This is a genomic window from Mucilaginibacter sp. (assembly GCF_028288225.1).
Classification (GTDB): domain Bacteria; phylum Bacteroidota; class Bacteroidia; order Sphingobacteriales; family Sphingobacteriaceae; genus Mucilaginibacter.
The window spans coordinates 118838-138227 of the sequence record NZ_JAQBOC010000049.1 but is presented as its reverse complement, the minus strand read 5'-3'; the positions used below and the strand labels follow the sequence as shown (position 1 = coordinate 138227).

Below are 19390 nucleotides of genomic sequence, written 5' to 3'. Positions count from 1 at the left end.
TTATACTGTTTGGCTAAGGTACGCAAGCTTACTCCACCTGCAAAGTATTCTTCAATTACCTGTTTCCTGATTTCTTCGTAGTTCATCTGACATTCCTTTCTGTCAACCCTAATCAGGACGAGACACGGTGTGCACGCGGGAAACATTTGGAACAAAAATTGGCCGATGGAACAAAGTGGAACAGGCGGAACAAACCTCCTCTAAACTTTCGGACTTTACTGACTTTCCCGATTTTCGGACTTCCCATGTAACATATCGCACATATTTCTGCGAATATTAAATGATTATCTATCTTAGCAATAACTAACAAATAGCCTTCAGGCTATGAACTATGAACCATCAACTATGAACTAACCAATGAACTCCCGTCGTAATTTTATAAAAACTGCCTCTGTTGGTACCCTTGCATCAATGGCATTATCTTTACCGCAAATTGTTTCTGCAGCAGTTGCCGAAAGCGGTATTAAAAAAATCAGCATTGATAAAAATGATATTATCCTTTTCCAGGGCGATTCCATTACCGACTGGGGCCGCGATCATAATAAAACCATTCCGAACGATACTGGCAGCCTTGGAACAGGTTATGTGCTGTTGGCCTCAGGACAGCTATTGATAAAGTATCCGGAAAATAACCTGCAGATCTATAACAAAGGCATCAGCGGCAATAAGGTTTATCAACTGGCTGAGCGCTGGGATACGGATGCCCTAAACCTGAAACCCAATGTAGTGAGCATCCACATTGGTGTAAATGATTTTTGGCACACTTTAACAAACGGCTATACCGGCACTATAGAAACCTATATTACCGACTACCATACCCTGCTTGATCGTACTAAAAAAGCGCTGCCAAATGTAAAGCTGGTGATCTGTGAGCCATTTGCCGTAAAAGGAGTTAAAGCAGTTGACGACAAGTGGTATCCAACGTTTGACCTGTTCCGCAAAGCCGCTAAAGACATTGCCAATGAATACAATGCAGCTTTTGTACCCTACCAGTCTGCCTTTGATAAAGCCCTCGAGCTTGCACCCGGCACCTACTGGACCTTAGATGGCGTACACCCAAGCATTGCTGGCGAAGCGCTGATGGCGAAGACGTGGATGGAAGTTGTTGCTTAGTGATCAGAGGTTAGAGACCAGAGATTAGTTTTGAAAAGTAAGGCGGACTGGAGGTTCAGGATTTAGTTAAATGCATAATAATTACTTTTCCCATCGAACTTTTACGGCTTTCAGACAAAAAACCTAGCCTCTGACCTCTGATCTCTGACCTCTAATCCTTATCTTTGCGCGCAAATGATAGCTATAAATAACCTTACGTTCGAGATTGGTGCGCGCGCCTTATATGATGAAGCTAACTGTCATATAAAACCGGGAGAAAAAATTGGCCTTATTGGCGCCAATGGAACCGGCAAAACTACCCTTCTGAAAATTATTGTAGGCGACTATAAACCTACTTCAGGTACCATTTCAATGGCTAAGGACCTTACTTTAGGTTATCTTAACCAGGATCTTTTATCCTACTCGTCTGATAAAAACATACTGCATGTGGCAATGGAGGCGTTTGAACGCCAAAACCAGTTGCATGATGAAATTGAAAATATACTTCAAAAGCTTGAAACCGACTACAGCGAAGACTTGCTGCACAAACTAAGCGACAAACAGCATGAGTTTGAAGCATTGGATGGTTATAATATTGAATACAAAGCCCACGAAATTTTAGCCGGTTTAGGTTTTAGCGAAGCTGATACCCACCGCAAGCTAAGCACATTTTCGGGCGGATGGCGCATGCGCGTGATGCTGGCCAAGATCCTGTTACAGGCGCCAGATATCCTTTTACTGGATGAGCCTACCAACCACCTTGACTTACCCTCAATTGTATGGCTGGAAGACTATTTGAAAGCATTTGATGGAGCTATAGTTATTGTATCGCACGATAGGTGGTTTTTGGATAAGGTAATTAACCGCACGGTTGAATCGCGCAAGGGCAAGCTTACCGTTTACTCGGGCAACTATACTTTTTACCTGGAAGAAAAAGCACAACGCGAAGAAATTCAGCGCGGTGAGTTCAAAAACCAGCAATCAAAAATAAAGCAGGAAGAGCGCTTGATCGAGCGTTTCCGTGCCAAGGCATCAAAAGCAAAAATGGCACAGTCGCGCATCAAAATGCTTGATAAGATGGAGCGCGTTGATGATGTGGATGATGATAACCCATCGGTAAATTTCAGCTTCCGCTTTTCAAAGCAATCAGGCCGCCACGTGGTTACGCTGGAAGATGTTGTTAAAAAATATCCCGCTATTGATATTTTAAACGGCGCCGAGGCAGTAATTGAAAAAGGCGATAAAATTGCTTTGATTGGGGCCAATGGTAAAGGTAAATCAACCCTGCTGCGGATAATTGCCGGGGCTGATCATGATTTTACAGGCAAGGCAGAAACCGGTCATAATGTTTCACAAACGTTTTTTGCACAGCACCAGCTGGAAGCACTGCATTTGGAGAATACCGCCTTACAGGAGCTGCAATCCTTCGCACCAAAACATACCGAAACTGAACTGCGTACCATATTAGGATCGTTCCTATTCACCGGTGATGATGTATTTAAAAAGATAAAAGTATTATCAGGAGGTGAAAAATCACGCGTTGCTTTGGCTAAAGCCTTAACTGCGGATGCTAACTTTTTAGTACTGGATGAGCCTACCAACCACCTTGACATTGCATCGGTAAATATATTGATCCAGGCACTGCAGCAGTTTGAAGGTACATTCATTGTAGTATCGCACGACAGGTATTTCCTTGATAACATAGCCAATAAGATCTGGTTTATTGAAGATCAGCAGATAAAACAATATCCGGGTACCTATGCAGAATTTGATGTATGGTTTGCTAAACGCAAGCTTGAACCAAAGGCAGCTATCCCGGCACCTCAGCCAAAAAAGGAAGAGAAGAAGGAAGTTGCGCCGGTAAAACAACATTCTGAAAATAAACATCAGCAGCTGAAAAAGCTAAACCAGGACCTCGGTAAAATGGAAGAGCAGATCTCTTTACTTGAAGTGACTATAAAACAACTGGAAGCACAGTTAGCCGATGAAAAGCTATATAATGATGTAGCTAAGATAAAAGAGATCAACGCTAATTACGATAAAAGGAAAATGGAGCTAGGCCATATACAATTACAATGGGAAGCCCTGGCTGAACAGATAATGGAATTGGAAGCGTAGTTTATATTTCGGAATTCGGATGTTCGATGTCGGATTTATTTTTAATTTCGATGTTATAAAAGCTTGTCGTTACGAGGAATGAAGCAATCGCATGCTATACAGAACGAACAGAGAGGTGTAGAATTTGCACTAACGGTTGTGCACGGCGTGCGGTTGCCCTCCGCTAACTAGCGGATCGCAATGACATAATATTAATAAACATTATGAGTAAGAAACACAAATGGTTTAAAAGCATTGTCCTTATCCTGATCTTACTATCCTCTGTAACCACTTTCGCCCAACCCTACACCGATAGCGTTTATCGCCACGAAATAAAAAGTGTTGAGTTTTACAATTCGGCAAAAAAGGCTTCGTTCCCTTTGATCGCCTTAAACGCCGGCGAAACGGTGACTTTAGGTTTTGATAACCTGCAGGGAGGTACGCTTAATTACCATTACACCATTGAGCATTGCGATGCCGACTGGAACTCATCAAACATATCGACCGCCGAATACCTAAAAAACTATACCGACGACCGGATCCTGAACTATAGCTACTCCATTGCTACGGTACAAAAATATACCCATTATGAGCTCAAGCTGCCCAATGAAAATATCGCCCCAAAAATACCGGGCAATTATATTTTGAAGGTTTATGAGGATAGTGACCCTACCAAACCGGTATTAACCCGCAAACTGTATGTGGTTAGTCCGAAGATCAATATATCTGCAGAGGTAGTCCCCTCCAGCGATAATGCCACAAGGCAAACCAATCAAAAAGTAAACTTTACGCTTGACTATGGAACCCTGCGGGTACAAAACCCAAACCGGGATGTGCGTACACTGGTAATGCAGAATAACCGCAGCGAAACTGGAATAATAAATACGCAGCCCACATATATCCGTGGCACGCAGCTCATCTACAGCGATATCAATATCAATGATTTCCAGGCAGGTAACGAGTTCAGGCATTTTGATACCCGTACGCTAAAGCTAAACTCCCAAAACATTTTACATATCTACCGGGATACTGCCAATACTGTAATGATGCTGACTGATCCTGACAGGAATAAACCTAATTACACGCTGGAATATGACCTTGACGGCAACTACTACATCCTTAACCAGGATGGTACCGATCCGCGTATTGATGCCGACTATGCACACATGATCTTCAGTCTTACAACTAAAAGGCAGCCAAACTTAGGCAGTGCATATATTGTTGGAAGTTTTAATGATTATAAGCTTGATGAACACAGCAAAATGACCTTTGACGCAGCAGGAAATAAGTATTTTAACAGCTTGTTTTTAAAGCAGGGCGTTTATGATTACACCTACGTTTGGGTTGATAAGGCCGGAAAGCCAGATCTTAACGCTTTGGAAGGCAGCTATTTTGAAACCGAAAATGATTACCAGCTGCTGGTTTACTACCGCCCTTCAGGCGCCCGCTGGGAAGAGTTGGTGGGTTACAAGCTTTTAAATTCCCTAAAGAAGTAAACAAGTACATCGTTTCTGTAAAATTTAGCTTGTTTTTCAAAACTTTTAGCTTAGTTATTTGATTATATTTAAAAACAAAGCAGCTAACATTTGAAAAACTTTTACAATTGGAACGATTTGGACGAATAGCCCTTAAAACCATACTCTGGATAATTGCAAGTGTAGTTTTCCTGGTGCTCCTTATAGTAATTTTGATCCAGGTTCCTGCCGTTCAAAACTTCGTTAAAAACAAAGCGGTTTCTTTTATTCACGGTAAGATTCATACCCCGGTAAAAATAGGGCATATCAGCCTCGGCTTGCCAAAGCTTATTGTGCTGGAGGATGTTTATTTTGAGGATCAGCACAAAGACACCCTTATTGCCGGCGAAAAGCTTAAAGTTGATATCAGCCTTTTCAAGCTGTTGAATAATAAAGTTGAGATAAACGAAATTAACCTGCAGGGCATTACTACCAACATCAGCCGGGGTGCCGATAGCGCTTTCAACTTCGATTATATTACCAAAGCGTTTGCAGGTGAGCAGAAAAAGAAGGTAAAACCGACGGATACGGCATCTACAATGAAATTTTCTATCGATAAGATCATCCTTGACAAGATCAATGTTTCTTATAAAGATAAGGTCAGCGGTAATGATGTAAAATTCATTTTAGGTCATTTTGATACCCGCATTAAGGATTTTGATATGGATAAGATGAAATTCACCATCCCAAAGATCAACCTTTCGGATCTTGATGCACGCATAATACAATCTCCTATAACGTCAGACGGCAAGAAAGTAATCCCGGTTGATACTACCACCACCCCTATCAACATGACGCTTGACCTGGGCACCATTGACGTATCAAAAGTAAAGGTTGATTACCGCAGCAAAGAAATGAGCAGCAAAGTTAACCTGGGAAAGTTTTTGGTGGAGATGGATAAGATTGATCTAAAAAATCAGGTCGTAAATATAAAAACCATCCAGCTTGATAATACAAATGCAGGCATAACGTTTGCAAAACCCGAAACAGTTAAAAAGGCGGTAGTAAAAGCTGTTAAAAAATTAGATACGCTTGTAGCAACCCCAACAAGCGGAAAACGATGGCGGGCAAAACTGAACAAGGTTACCTTCACTAATGATAACATTAAGTTTGATAACAATGCACAAAAGCCATTAACCAAGGGGCTTGATTTTGCACACATGGACATCAAAAGCCTGAATGCCAATGCAGAGAATATATCCTATAGTCCGGATACCATATCAGGCAAGGTTAACTCGTTTACATTTGCTGAAAAAAGCGGGCTCATCATCCAAAAATTCCATACCTTATTTTTATACGGGCCAAAAAGTGCATACCTGAATGATCTGCTGGTTGAAACACCGCAAACCGTGCTGCAAAAACAATTACAAGTTAGCTATCCATCTATTGAATCAATTACAAAAGACCTGGGACAACTACACATTAATGCCAATTTAGATGGCAGCAAGCTGAGCTTAAAAGATGTGTTATTGCTGATGCCAGCCATGGCAAGTATGGAACCCTTTAAACATTCGCCAAATACTGTTTTCAGGATTGACGGCAGGGTAATTGGCAAAGTGAATAACCTCAGTATCCCTGATTTTGAGGTAAAGGGTTTAAGCAATACCCATATCAAAGCATCGGCAAGTATGAAGGGTTTACCGAATATAAATAAGTCTTATTTTGATGTTACCATTGATGACCTCACCACCAGCAGGACAGATATATCAAAACTGGTATCGCCTTCAATGATCCCCGCCTCGGTAAGCATCCCTGCCAATTTAGACCTGAAAGGCACTTTTAAAGGCAGCATGTATAATTTCAATACCAAAATGAACCTGCGGTCAACCTACGGCGCTGTTGATTTGGTTGCAGGCATGAAAAACGGTAATCATAAAGGTCATGAAATATATACAGCTGACATAAAAGCCAATAACCTTAATGTGGGGGCTTTAACCAAACAACCGCAAACAGTTGGCAGCATTACCCTTACGGCCAATGTAAAAGGTGTAAGCCTGGATCCTAAAAAAGCCAGCCTGCAATTTAGCGGCAATATGGTTAAGGCTTATGTTAAAGGCTACACTTACCAAAACCTGGTAATGACAGGCACTGCGCATGATGGTAATTATACTGCCAAAGCCATCATGAAAGACCCAAACATCAACTTTACACTTGATGGCAAGGCAAGCATGAACAAAAAATATCCATCGGTAGCGGCAACTTTACAGCTTGACAGCATCAACCTCAAAAATCTGAACTTTACCAAAGATGACATGCGCATTCATGGTAAAATTATTGCCGATGTTCCAACTGCCAATCCGGATTATTTGAATGCAAATATCCGGGTGACCGATTTATTAATAGCTCAAAAAGACCAGGTGATAAAGATGGATACCATCAGCCTGGTTTCAACAGCCAATGCCGATAGCAGTACGCTTAGGTTAAAAGCACCGATGCTAAATACCCACATGGCAGGTAAATATAAGCTTACCGAAGTTGCCCCGGCAATGCAGGATGTGATCAACAAATATTATAATACCCAATTGGGCCAGGCGCCGGGCACGGCCAAACCAAAGTACTCGCCGCAGCAATTTAAGTTTGATATCCGGATGGTTAAAACGCCGTTGGCCGAGAAACTTGTGCCTGGTTTAAAAAGATTAGACCCGGTAAACATCACCGGTCATTTTGATAGCCAGGCGGGAGATCTCACTATTAACGGAACAGCGCCTAAAGTTATTTATGGCACCACTATTATAAATAACATGAAGCTGGCTGTTAATACTCAAAACAATGCCCTCAATTATAACCTCACCGTTGATGAGATAAAAGCATCATCAAGCATTGATCTGTTGTACACCAGCATAACCGGCAGTGCACAAAACAATAAGCTTAATGTTAATCTTCAAATAAGGGACGCTGCAAAAAAAGAACGTTACCGGATGGCAGGGGTATTCAACGTTTTACAAAACGAGTACCAGTTTAGTTTTTTACAGGATGGTTTGATCCTGAATTATACACCCTGGGCTGTTAATGCAAACAATGCGCTTCAATTTGGCGGTAAAGGCATAATTGCGCGTGATTTTGCCATTACAAACAGCAACCAGGTATTAAGCATTAACAGCGATACCCAAGCGTATAACGCCCCAATTACTGTAAGCTTTAAAAACTTTAAAATAGAGACCCTTACAACCGCAGCCCACCAAGACTCGTTACAGGTTGGCGGTGTTATTGATGGTGATGCACATATCAGCAATTTCCAAAAATCGACGGTATTTACAGCGGCATTAAATATTAAGGATTTTAATTTTAAAACCGATACGGTAGGTAATATAGCACTTAAAGTAAACAACCAAACTGCAAACGCCTATGCTGCCGATGTTACCATTACCGGAAAAGGCAACCAGGTTAATTTAAACGGATTGTACTATACCGCACCCGAAAGCAAGTTTGACCTGAACCTGAATATCATCAGCCTGAAAATGAAAAGCATTGAAGGCTTTAGCTTTGGAAGCATAAAGCGTGCCAGCGGGGATATTAGCGGGCAGCTGAAAATAACGGGCACTCCGGTCGCGCCTGTTGTAAGGGGCGATGTAAATTTTAATAAGGTGGGCTTTAATGTGTCGATGTTAAACTCCTACTTTACCATGCCTAAAGAGAGCATAACATTTAACAATGATGGCATTCTTTTTAATGATTTTACTCTTGTTGATTCATTGGGCAATAAAGCAATAGTAACAGGTACGCTTTATACCAAAACGTTTACTGATTTTAAATTTGGCCTTGATATTAATGCTACCAATTTCAGGGCTATTAACTCTACACAAGAAAATAATAAATTATATTACGGCAAGCTGTTTATTGATACCCGCATCCGGATTCGTGGTAATATGGCTAAGCCCGTTGTTGATGCAAACCTTACCGTTAACGATAAAACCGATCTTACCATTGTATTGCCGCAAAATGATCCGGGTATGGAGGATAGACAAGGCGTTGTTGAAGTGATAAACCCCAATGCACCTAAGCTCGATTCGATATTTTTAGCTAAACAACTGGATTCGCTCCGAAAATCAGACATCACCGGGCTTGATGCTACGGCAAACATCACCGTAAATAAAAACGCCAAATTTACCATAGTGGTTGATGAGCGTAATGGTGATATAGTTGAACTGAAAGGCGAAGCCAATTTAAACGGCGGTATTGACCCAAGCGGAAAGATAAACCTTACAGGTACTTACACCGTAAACCAGGGATCGTATAATTTAGCTTATGCCACCGTTAAACGTAAGTTCAATTTTAAGCCTGGCAGCACCATTACCTGGACCGGCGACCCGACCAGCGCCAATATTGATCTTACAGCTATCTATGTTGCCAATGTTCCTCCTATTGATTTGGTAAGCCAGCAGCTTGGCGGCGATCAGAACGCTACCATGTACAAGCAAAAGCTGCCATTTAATGTTAACCTGAACTTAAAAAATGAGCTATTGAAGCCCGACATCAGCTTTGATATTATATTACCTGACAGCAATTATACAGTATCGCCCGAAGTTGTTTCAACTGTGAATGCGCGGCTATCTCAAATAAGGCAGGACCCTAATGAATTAAATAAGCAGGTATTGGGCGTATTGGTATTGGGCCATTTTATTGGCGATAATCCCTTCCAAAGCCTGGGCGGCAATGCAGGCGTTGGCGGGGCTATCCGCAACAGTGTAAGCAGTTTACTTTCTGACCAGCTCAACAAGCTTGCAGGTAACCTTATAGGCGGTGTACAACTGAGCTTCGATCTTACATCGGGCGAGGATTACTCCAGCGGAACGCAACAAAACCGCACGGATCTGAATGTGGGTTTGTCCAAGCAATTCCTTAATGACCGTTTAACGGTAACTGTTGGCAACAACTTTAATTTGGAAGGGCAAAACCAACCGGGGCAAAAATCAACTGATATTGCCGGCAACGTATCGGTAAATTATAAAATAACCAAGGATGGCCGCTACATGATGAGAGTTTACCGCCGCGATGAGTTTATTGTGGTTGAGGGACAGGTTATTGAAACAGGGGTTGGCTTTACTTTAACGTATGATTATAACCGTTTCATGGAATTGTTCGCCCGGAGATCAAAACGCGACAGGGAACTGCAAAAAGAATATAACCAAAAACAAAAGGAAATAAAGAAAGAGCAAAAGGCAGCTGATAAAAAAACCGATTCGACAGCCGCACCGGTACAGCCCATACAAAACAAACCAACAGCAAATTAAACTATGGCCAAGCTTAGATATCTATATGTTTTTTTAGCCCTTTTTGTAAGCGCCTGCAGCAATACAAAATACCTGGCTCCGAACCAGAAATTGTATACCGGCGGCGAAATAAAAATTGATGATAAGGATATTAAGAAAAGCGATGCCGGTGCTTTAAAAGAGGACCTGGAAGGTTTGTTAAGGCCGCAACCCAACGGCAGTATCCTGGGTTTAAGGGTTAAACTATGGATCTATAATAAAACCCGGACAAATAAAAGAAGAGGCTTAAGACATTATCTTAATACCCACCTTGGCGAGCCACCTGTTTTAGCCAGCAGTGTTGACCTTGTTAAAAATAGCAGCATATTGCAAAACCGCCTGCAAAATGTAAGCTATTTTTTAGCCCAGGTAAATGGCGATACCATAGTTAAAAAGAAAACAGCAAAAGCGGTTTACACGGTACATGCAGGTCCGTCATACCATTACCGGTCAATAAAATTCCCTACTGATAATGATGACCTTGATACTGCAGTTGCCGGAACATCAAAACAAACTTTTTTGAAACCGGGTGACAAGTATAACCTTGACATAATTAAAAACGAGCGCATAAGAATTGATGCCCGTTTAAAGGAAGAAGGCTTTTTTTACTTCGCTCCTGAAGACCTGATAATGCGATATGATAGTACCGTTGCCAATCACCAGGTTGATATGTTTGTGAAAGTTAAAGATGCAACGCCAGATGAAGCAAGGTGGATCTACAAGATCAGGAACATTTACTTGTATCCGAATTATAGATTACGTGATACGGCTTTAAAATTAGACTCTGCCGTAAAATACCGCTGGTATAATGTTATCGACCCTAAAAAAACCGTACGCCCTTTTGTGTTTAAAAATGCAGTACTATTACAGCCGGGCGAGGTTTATAACCGTACGGAGCATAATAACTCCCTTAACAGAATGATAAACCTTGGGCCATTTAGCTTTGTAAAAAACAGATTCGAAGATGTGACGCCCGATTCTGCTTTCCTTGATATTTATTACCAGTTAACGCAATACAAAAGAAAATCGTTGTCGGTTGATGTGCTGGCACGCCAAACATCGGCAAACTATAATGGCACGCAGGTAAACCTCAATTTTAAAAACCGCAATACCTTTAAAGGAGCAGAATTATTTACCGTTACCTTATTTGGAAGCAGTGACCTGCAATTTGGCGGGAACAGTAATGGTTATAATGTTTACCAGGTGGGTATTCAGCCCAGCATTTCATGGCCCCGGTTTATAGGTCCGTTTAATTTTAATACGGATAATGCTTTTATCCCTCATACTATTTTAACTGCCGGCTATACATTAATTAACCGCACAAAACTTTATACCCTTAATTCGTTTAATACTTCGTTCGGTTATTCGTGGAAACCAAGCCTTCATAAACAGCACGATTTAAATTTAATAAATATCACCTATGTGGATGCCGCAAGCATTACCCAAAAGTATCGGGATAGTATTGCCAACACCCGCAATCCTGCCCTGGCCCACGTAATTAACAATCAGTTTACTTTCGGCCCGTCTTATGGTTATACCTATACCAATACAACAGAAGATTACAGGACCAATACCTATTATTACAATGGTAAAGTAAGCTTATCAGGTAATATATATGGTTTATTAACCGGCGCCGACACTTTAAACGGAAAAGTAAGCAAGCTGTTTGGAACCCCATTTAACCAATATGTAAAGTTGGAGAATGAAATAAGATTTTTTCATAAATTAGGCCCTAACAGTAAAATAGCAACGCGTTTGCTGGTGGGTGTTGGTTTACCATATGGCAATTCAACTGTTTTACCATATAGCCAGCAATTCTTTATAGGCGGTCCGAACAGCCTGCGCGGTTTCCAGGCACGGTCAATAGGTCCGGGAGCTTATAATCTGCCTCAGGCCCTTACATCAAATAGTTTCACGGCGGACGAATCGGGTGATATAAAGATAGAGGCTAATGCAGAATATCGTCCTAAATTATTCAGCATTGTTGAGGGCGCGTTATTTGTGGATGCAGGTAATATATGGCTGTTACGGCCTAATAAACTTCAGCCGGCTGCTGCATTTGGCACAAATTTCATCAATCAAATGGCCGTTGATGCCGGTTTTGGCCTGCGTTTTAATCTTACTGTGCTTGTTTTGCGTACCGATTTTGGCTTCCCGTTAATTGAGCCCAATTTACCGCCCAACCTGCGTAAAGTAATTAACGGAATTGATTTTACCGATGCTAAATGGCATGGCAGCAATATGATCTTTAACCTGGCAATTGGGTATCCGTTTTAATTTTAATTAATGAATAACTGATTTGCCTGTTTGCATAGAAAACAACAGCCATTATCATCAAAAAAATTATTTTTATTGCCATTCTCTTCTGTCTACGGCATAATTCTCTATAATTTTGTCTATAATTTACAGGTAAATCCTAATTAATACACTTTTAATTTTAACTTTAGTAGCAGCAATAACTTTGATTGCCGCTATACTTATATGCTAATGCCTTTATACTATTATTTTATGCCAAAACCTGTCACCTTAAATGTATAAGCCCCAAAAAGATATAGCAATTATAGTAATAGGCTGGCTTACCATAATTACTGGTATTACAGTAATGACTGGCTGGCTTTTCAATATTCCCGCCCTTCAAAGTATAATATCCGGCTTTATACCCATGAAGTTTAACCCGGCTTTATGTTTTGTTTTATTTGGTTTTGCTTTATTGCTTACTCAATTTAAAGCTCAAAAATATAACGCCAGCCTGTTTTTTATTTTATCGCTGCTGGGAACACTTATTGGCTTAATCACCTTATCGCAGGACCTATTTCATTTTAACGCCGGTATCGACCAGTTTTTTATAGCGGATAAAACGCCTGCATCAGGCAATTTCCGGTATGCTGGCCGCATGGCGTTTAATTCTTCTGTAAGCTTCTCTCTCCTTGGCTTTGGTTTTTTAGCCCTTAGCACCAAAAGACCCTGGTTCTCCATACTGTCGCAATGTTTATTTCAAATAGTTATAATTCTTTCTGCAATTGCGTTAATAGGTTATTTATATGGGTCGGCTCTGTTCAATACGCTTTTTTATGTAACCACTATGGCGGTACATACAGCCATTCTTTTTTTTATTTTATCATTGGCTGCATCTCTTTTAAATCCTTCAATTGGTATTATACGATTATTTACAGGTAAGCAGATAGGCAACCAAATGGCCAAAAGGCTTTATGCTTTAATGATAGTGATGGTGATTCTTGTGGGAGCTTTCAGGATGCAAATTCAAGGTCAGCAATTCCCGTTGATGTCGTTTGAAACCGCAGTATCATTGCTTGCTGTTGGTTTTTTAATAATTAGCCTGTTGCTGATATGGAACACGGCCAACTGGCTAAATAAGATAGATACGCTACGAACAGAAGCTGAAGAGAAGGTAAAACTAATGAATGCCGGCCTGGAGAAAATAGTAGAAGAACGATCGGCCCAATATCAGAAAAGCGAAGAGAAGTACCGCTCACTTATTGAACAGGCATCTGATGCAATTTATATTTTGGATTTTAATGGAAATTTTACCGACGTAAACGCCAGCATGTGTAAAATGATGGGTTACAGCCGCGAAGAGTTGCTGCTGTTAAATATTGAATCTATTATTGATCCCAATGAGCTAAAGATTGACCCTTTGCCCAAAAAAATGGATAGTATAAAGGTGTCAATAATTCGTGAAAGAAGATTTAAAAATAAAAACGGAAATGTATTTACTGTAGAAGTAAATGTAAAAAAATTTTCTGACCACATAATGGTCATCGCCCGTGATATTACAGATCGTAAAAAGATGGAATCGGAGCTTAGGGAGGCCGAAGTAAAATTCAGGACTATTGCAGAAAAATCAATGGTAGGTATTTACATAGTGCGAAATGGCTACTTTGTTTATGTAAACCCGAGGTTTGCCGAAATTTTCGGTTACGAGGCTAATGAAATGATCAATACTTTTAAAATTGAAGCTATTTATCATGAAAGCTACCGCGCCGTTGCTAATGAATATGTAAGGCTTCGTATGACAGGTGAAGTAGAAAGTGTGTATTACGAAACAATGGGTGCTAAAAAGGATGGCACCAATAACTGGGTCGAATTTTATGGAAGCAGGGCTATAATTGAAGGCGAGCCCTCAATTATAGGTTCAATGATAGATATCACCGAACGAAAAAAAGCCGAAGAGGAATTAAGATCATCTGAACAAAAATACAAGCTACTTTTTGACAGCAATCCATTGCCACTGTGGATGATAGCGAAAGATGACCTGTCTATAATTGCTGTTAATGAAGCCGCTGCCAACCTTTACGGCTATACAAAAGATGAGCTTTTGCACATGAGTGTTAGAGAATTAAGGCCTGCCGAGGATCTTGAACAGCAACTGGACCGTTACAGGAAAGTGGTCAATAGTTCAACAGACATGGGTATCATCAGGCATATTAAGAAAGATGGATCGCTAATGTTTGTACAGATAATTGCTCATGATATTATATTTGAGGGCAGGTCTGTGAGACTTTCGCTTACAAATGATATTACAGAAAAGCTTAATGCAGAGGAGTCGCTCCAAAAATCAGAGGCAAATTTCCAGGCAATATTAAAAACAACAGATACTGCATATGCCTTGTTTGACAAAAATCTTAAGGTGCTGGCATTTAACCAAAAGGCTGTTGAATTTGTTAAAGATAAACGTGGCCATGTTCCGAAAAAAGGCGATAAACTGACAGATTATTTTCCAAAAGATAAATTTCCGGCAATTAATAATTTCGCAAAAGACGTACTTAAAGGAAACAACGTTAATTATGAAGTTGATTACCCGCAAGAGGATGGATCTGTAGTGTGGTATTATGAAAGATTGTTCCCTATAACTAATGACAACAAAGAAATAATAGGTATGCTAATGGCGTTGTATGATATAACCGAAAGGAAAAATGCTGAACAGGATTTAAAAAGCGCTTATGAAAGGATCCAGAATCATATCAACAGCATAAAAGATATGGCCTGGAAACAATCACACCTGATAAGAAGCCCATTAGCTAACTTAAAAGGACTGGTAGCAATGCTCAAAGATGATCTGTCAGACTCCGAAGTGTTTAACCATATTCAGAATGAGCTGAACCGGATGGACACTATTATTATTGAAATGGCAGAGGATGCATCAGATCATGATTGAGAATAAAAAGCCCATCGCAAGTAAAAGATTCACCGTTCCGTTACAAATTATCGACCTGCATCAAGACGGTTTTCACCCGCTGCTTAACATCAAAGTTTTTGGGAAACCATTTACCGTTGTTTTAGATACCGGTGCTTCAAAAACAGCCTTTGATAAAAGCATGCTGCTCATGGCGTATCAGAACGCGATAGTAACCATAAGCGACAGGCTTTCAACCGGCCTTGGCACCAATAATATGGAGTCATCAACGGCTATAATTACTGATATGTATATTGGCAAGCTATTGATCAATGAATTTGAAGTTGCCGTACTTGATCTTTCTACCATTAACAATGCCTACGGCCAGTTGGGCCATCCCGAAGTTCTGGGTGTTTTAGGAGGAGATATATTGATGAAATATAAAGCAGTGATTGACTATGGGAAGGGGAAACTTTTCTTAAGGAAAAACAGTTCCCCTCTTGAGAGGGGTTAGGGGTGTGTTATGCAACAAGCATCGTCAAAATTTTCATCTTAAGAGTGGTTTGAACCATATTCCAAAACATGCTGTTCTATAGCTCTCAAAACATTAACCATATCTTTTCTCGCTTCCTGTTCGGTAAAACGTAAAATAATCAGATCATATTTTTCAAGTTCTTCATCCCTTACAAGATCAGCTTCATATTGCTCTTCATAATTATGATAATGGCCGTCAATCTCAATTACTAAATTTAACTCATAACAATATAAATCCACTATATAATTCAACAATGGCTTTTGACGATGGAAATCGTAACCATACATCTGCTTATTCTTTAATTCGTTCCATAGTAAAACCTCGCCAAGTGTGCTATCATTTCTAAGTTTTCTAGCAAGCTCTTTCAGGTTTGAATTATAAGGGATAATGTTGCGGCGCATAAGTTTTTAGGTGACCTAAAATAAAAAAGATTTCCTAATAAATCAAGATGTCTTCCTTTATAGTTCATCAACACACCCCTAGCCCCTCTCAAGAGGGGAACAACTTCGCTCACGCAGATAATAATTTATCGGGCTTAAAAAGGCAATGAAATAAAAAAGCCCCGCTATAATTACGAGGCATTCAAAGACTTACAAAGTTTTAAAACGGCGAAGCCCTCAACGAGGACTCTAAAAAATCCAAAATTCCGAGTTAAACTTCGTAAGTCTGTTAAGGAAGATTCTCCTATGTATCTATTCTTGCGTATTTCGCGTTTTTCTCAATAAACTCGCGGCGCGGAGCTACTTCATCACCCATCAACATGGAGAAGGTATGATCGCACTCAGCAGCGTTTTCAATGCTTGCGCGTTTTAAAGTACGTCTTGCAGGGTCCATGGTAGTTTCCCACAGCTGCTCGGCGTTCATTTCGCCCAAACCTTTGTAACGTTGTATATGTACGCTATCTTCTTTTCCGGCACCTTTTAAACGTTGTACAGCTGCATCGCGTTGTTCTTCGGTCCAGCAATATTCAAATTCTTTTCCCTTTTTAACCTGGTACAAAGGCGGAGAGGCTACATACACATAACCATACTCAATCAGCTCCTTCATGTAACGGAAGAAGAAGGTCAATATCAGGGTAGTAATGTGCGATCCATCCACGTCAGCATCCGTCATTATCACAATTTTGTGATAACGCAACTTAGTTATGTTTAAAGCCTTTGCATCTTCAGGTGTGCCAATGCTAACGCCGAGGCCGGTAAACATATTTTTTATTTCCTCGTTTTCATAGATCTTGTGCTCCATTGCTTTTTCCACGTTCAGGATCTTACCCCTTAAAGGTAAAATAGCCTGGAACTCGCGGTTACGGCCCTGTTTGGCGGTGCCACCCGCCGAGTCACCTTCCACAAGATAAAGCTCGCACAATGCAGGATCACTATTAGCGCAATCAGATAGCTTACCCGGTAATCCCGAGCCGCTCATTACGCTTTTGCGCTGCACCATTTCGCGGGCTTTGCGGGCAGCGGCACGGGCAGTAGCTGCAAGTATCACCTTGTTAACAATCATCCTGGCTTCACGGGGGTGCTCTTCCAGGTAATTGCCCAATATCTCTCCTACTGCAATATCGACAGCACCCATCACCTCGTTATTACCCAACTTGGTTTTAGTTTGCCCTTCAAACTGCGGCTCCTGAACTTTAACTGAAATTACTGCGGTCATCCCTTCACGGAAGTCATCACCGGTAATTTCAACTTTCATGTTTTTTAATAAACCTTCTTTATCAGCATAAGCCTTTAAAGTACGGGTTAATCCGCGGCGGAAACCCGCAACGTGGGTACCACCCTCAATGGTATTTATATTGTTCACGTACGAGTGCACGTTTTCCGAATAAGTATCGTTGTACTGCAAAGCCAGCTCAACCGGGATGCCATTCTTTATACCGTCAACATAAATTGGCTCCGGAATAATAGCTGCACGGGTTCCGTCAAGGTATTTAACAAATTCGCTTAATCCACCTGTCGAGTAAAACTCCTCTGTAAGAAAACTGCCATCTTCTTCAGGATAACGCTCATCAGTTAATGACAGGCGAATCCCTTTATTAAGGTAAGCCAGCTCACGTAAACGGGCAGCCAGGGTATCGTATTTATACTCCGTAGTAAGACTAAAGATTTCCGGATCGGGTTTAAAAATTATGGTTGTGCCCCTTTTATCGGTATCGCCAATGGTTTTAACATCGTACATTGGTTTACCTTTTTCATATTCCTGCGTCCAGACCTTTCCTTCCCTGTAAATCAAAGCAGTTAAATGGGTTGATAATGCATTAACGCAACTAACACCCACACCATGCAAACCGCCGGATACCTTATAAGTATCCTTATCAAATTTACCGCCTGCATGCAAAACCGTCATTACGATCTCTAATGCAGAACGCTTTTCTTTAGTGGTGATCCCGGTTGGAATACCGCGGCCGTTATCCGAAACTAAAATTGAATTATCTTTTTGAATTACAACATTGATAGTGTCGCAATGACCGGCCAGCGCCTCGTCTATCGAGTTGTCAACAACTTCATATACTAAATGGTGAAGGCCTTTTACGCCTGTATCACCGATGTACATGGATGGGCGTTTTCGCACCGCCTCTAAACCTTCTAAAACCTGTATATTATCTGCTGAATAATTTGATTTGTCTTGATTTTCTTCGCTCATATATGGTTAAAACAATAACCTTCAAAAGTACGAAAATTACCCCACATTACCGCTATTGTTGATAAGTAAAACAGATGTGGAATTGATGTGCGGATATGCAAATGTGCGGATGAGGAATTGATATGCGAATGTGTAGCTATGGAAATGTACGAATGAGGATCGATGTGCGAATGTGAAGATATGCAAATGTGCGGATACTTTACAGTGTGGTGTTCAAGACAGGTTAAAAGACAGTGAAAAACTTAAAGCCTGCATATCCGCTTTTTCTAATCGCATGTTTGCATATCCTCATATTTTTTTCATTCGCACATCCGCACATTTGCACATCCGCACATCTTTTTCATCCGCACATCTGCACATCCGCATATCTTTTTCATCCGCACATTTGCATATCCGCACATCTGCACATTAAATTAGGATACTTGCCCTGAAAGTTTATCTTTGTCAAAATTTACATAAATTAAAACGATAAAAATTTCTTGCGTAAATGCGCAACAAAAACCAATTAAAACAAATGAAAATCACGGCTTCAATTTTTACAAAAATCACTTTAGGTGTGTTACTTGCCGGAAGCATAACGGCATGTAATCAAAACAAAACCGCCGATAAAACCGCAGCTTCTCAGACTGCCACCAGCGATAAACCAGAGATTGTTTATATAAACCAGGATACATTATCGCTTAAATATGATTACGCTAAAGACATGCGCAAGCGTTTGGAAGATAAAGGCAAGAGTGCTCAAAGTGACGTAGGCGGCCGTAAACAGGCTTTTCAAAGAGAAGTTGCTGAATATCAAAAGGACGCAAGTACTTTAAGCGCCGATCAGCGTGCTACAAAAGAGCAGCAGTTACAGCGTAAAGGTCAGGAGCTGCAAACTTATGAGCAAAATGCAAGTGCCCAGTTCCAAAATGACCAGGCCGGCGAAACTCAAAAGCTTTACGAAAAAGTTTACAATTTCAGCAAGGAATATGCTAAAGACAATGGTTATAAAATGGTTTTCACCTTTACCAATGGTAACACCAATTTATTATTTGCTGATAAAAGCCTTGATGTTACCGCTGATTTCCTGAAAAAACTGAATGACGCATACGCGAAGGAAAAAAAATAATATGATGTGCGGATATGC

General features: G+C 40.7%; 10 protein-coding genes. 8 read left to right on the top strand and 2 right to left on the bottom strand.

The window, feature by feature from the left end:
* The first annotated feature begins 357 nt into the window (after window positions 1–357).
* The 7 genes from JWQ54_RS15290 to JWQ54_RS15260 all read left to right on the top strand — a co-directional run bounded on the left by JWQ54_RS15290 (window position 358) and on the right by JWQ54_RS15260 (window position 15600).
* The gene (locus tag JWQ54_RS15290) at window positions 358–1113 is read left to right on the top strand and encodes an SGNH/GDSL hydrolase family protein (RefSeq protein WP_299586276.1); all 756 of its coding nucleotides are present in this window, start codon (window positions 358–360) and stop codon (window positions 1111–1113) included.
* Between the two features lie 174 nt (window positions 1114–1287).
* Window positions 1288–3210, top strand: a complete 1923-nt coding sequence (locus JWQ54_RS15285; RefSeq protein ID WP_299586273.1) for an ABC-F family ATP-binding cassette domain-containing protein — start codon at window positions 1288–1290, stop codon at window positions 3208–3210.
* Between the two features lie 203 nt (window positions 3211–3413).
* Window positions 3414–4685: a DUF5103 domain-containing protein gene (locus tag JWQ54_RS15280; RefSeq protein ID WP_299586271.1), complete on the top strand. Its 1272-nt coding sequence runs from the start codon at window positions 3414–3416 to the stop codon at window positions 4683–4685.
* A gap of 107 nt (window positions 4686–4792) precedes the next feature.
* On the top strand, window positions 4793–9934 hold the full coding sequence (locus tag JWQ54_RS15275) for a translocation/assembly module TamB domain-containing protein (RefSeq protein WP_299586268.1): 5142 nt from the start codon (window positions 4793–4795) through the stop codon (window positions 9932–9934).
* A 3-nt stretch (window positions 9935–9937) separates the two neighbouring features.
* Window positions 9938–12229 (top strand): BamA/TamA family outer membrane protein, encoded by a 2292-nt coding sequence (locus JWQ54_RS15270; protein ID WP_299586265.1) that lies wholly within the window; start codon window positions 9938–9940, stop codon window positions 12227–12229.
* A gap of 253 nt (window positions 12230–12482) precedes the next feature.
* Window positions 12483–15128 (top strand): PAS domain S-box protein, encoded by a 2646-nt coding sequence (locus JWQ54_RS15265; RefSeq protein WP_299586262.1) that lies wholly within the window; start codon window positions 12483–12485, stop codon window positions 15126–15128.
* On the top strand, window positions 15121–15600 hold the full coding sequence (locus JWQ54_RS15260) for an aspartyl protease family protein (protein WP_299586259.1): 480 nt from the start codon (window positions 15121–15123) through the stop codon (window positions 15598–15600). Before JWQ54_RS15265 ends, JWQ54_RS15260 begins: the two co-directional genes overlap by 8 nt.
* Window positions 15601–15638: 38 nt before the next feature.
* On the opposite strand, the gene JWQ54_RS15255 is transcribed toward JWQ54_RS15260, so the two are convergent.
* On the bottom strand, window positions 15639–16022 hold the full coding sequence (locus tag JWQ54_RS15255) for an endonuclease domain-containing protein (RefSeq protein WP_299586256.1): 384 nt from the start codon (window positions 16020–16022) through the stop codon (window positions 15639–15641).
* A 283-nt stretch (window positions 16023–16305) separates the two neighbouring features.
* Window positions 16306–18264 (bottom strand): DNA topoisomerase (ATP-hydrolyzing) subunit B, encoded by a 1959-nt coding sequence (gene gyrB / locus JWQ54_RS15250; RefSeq protein WP_299586253.1) that lies wholly within the window; start codon window positions 18262–18264, stop codon window positions 16306–16308.
* Between the two features lie 514 nt (window positions 18265–18778).
* Here gyrB and JWQ54_RS15245 point away from each other — a divergent pair.
* Window positions 18779–19372 (top strand): OmpH family outer membrane protein, encoded by a 594-nt coding sequence (locus JWQ54_RS15245; RefSeq protein ID WP_299586250.1) that lies wholly within the window; start codon window positions 18779–18781, stop codon window positions 19370–19372.
* The last annotated feature ends 18 nt before the right edge of the window (window positions 19373–19390 follow it).

Bases quoted from the DNA above. Each gene is read 5' to 3' on its own strand.
- JWQ54_RS15245 (WP_299586250.1), top strand. From the start codon at position 18,779: ATGAAAATCACGGCTTCAATTTTTACAAAAATCACTTTAGGTGTGTTA.
- JWQ54_RS15280 (WP_299586271.1), top strand. From the start codon at position 3,414: ATGAGTAAGAAACACAAATGGTTTAAAAGCATTGTCCTTATCCTGATC.
- JWQ54_RS15290 (WP_299586276.1), top strand. From the start codon at position 358: ATGAACTCCCGTCGTAATTTTATAAAAACTGCCTCTGTTGGTACCCTT.
- JWQ54_RS15260 (WP_299586259.1), top strand. From the start codon at position 15,121: ATGATTGAGAATAAAAAGCCCATCGCAAGTAAAAGATTCACCGTTCCG.
- JWQ54_RS15255 (WP_299586256.1), bottom strand. From the start codon at position 16,022: ATGCGCCGCAACATTATCCCTTATAATTCAAACCTGAAAGAGCTTGCT.
- JWQ54_RS15285 (WP_299586273.1), top strand. From the start codon at position 1,288: ATGATAGCTATAAATAACCTTACGTTCGAGATTGGTGCGCGCGCCTTA.
- gyrB (WP_299586253.1), bottom strand. From the start codon at position 18,264: ATGAGCGAAGAAAATCAAGACAAATCAAATTATTCAGCAGATAATATA.
- JWQ54_RS15265 (WP_299586262.1), top strand. From the start codon at position 12,483: ATGTATAAGCCCCAAAAAGATATAGCAATTATAGTAATAGGCTGGCTT.
- JWQ54_RS15270 (WP_299586265.1), top strand. From the start codon at position 9,938: ATGGCCAAGCTTAGATATCTATATGTTTTTTTAGCCCTTTTTGTAAGC.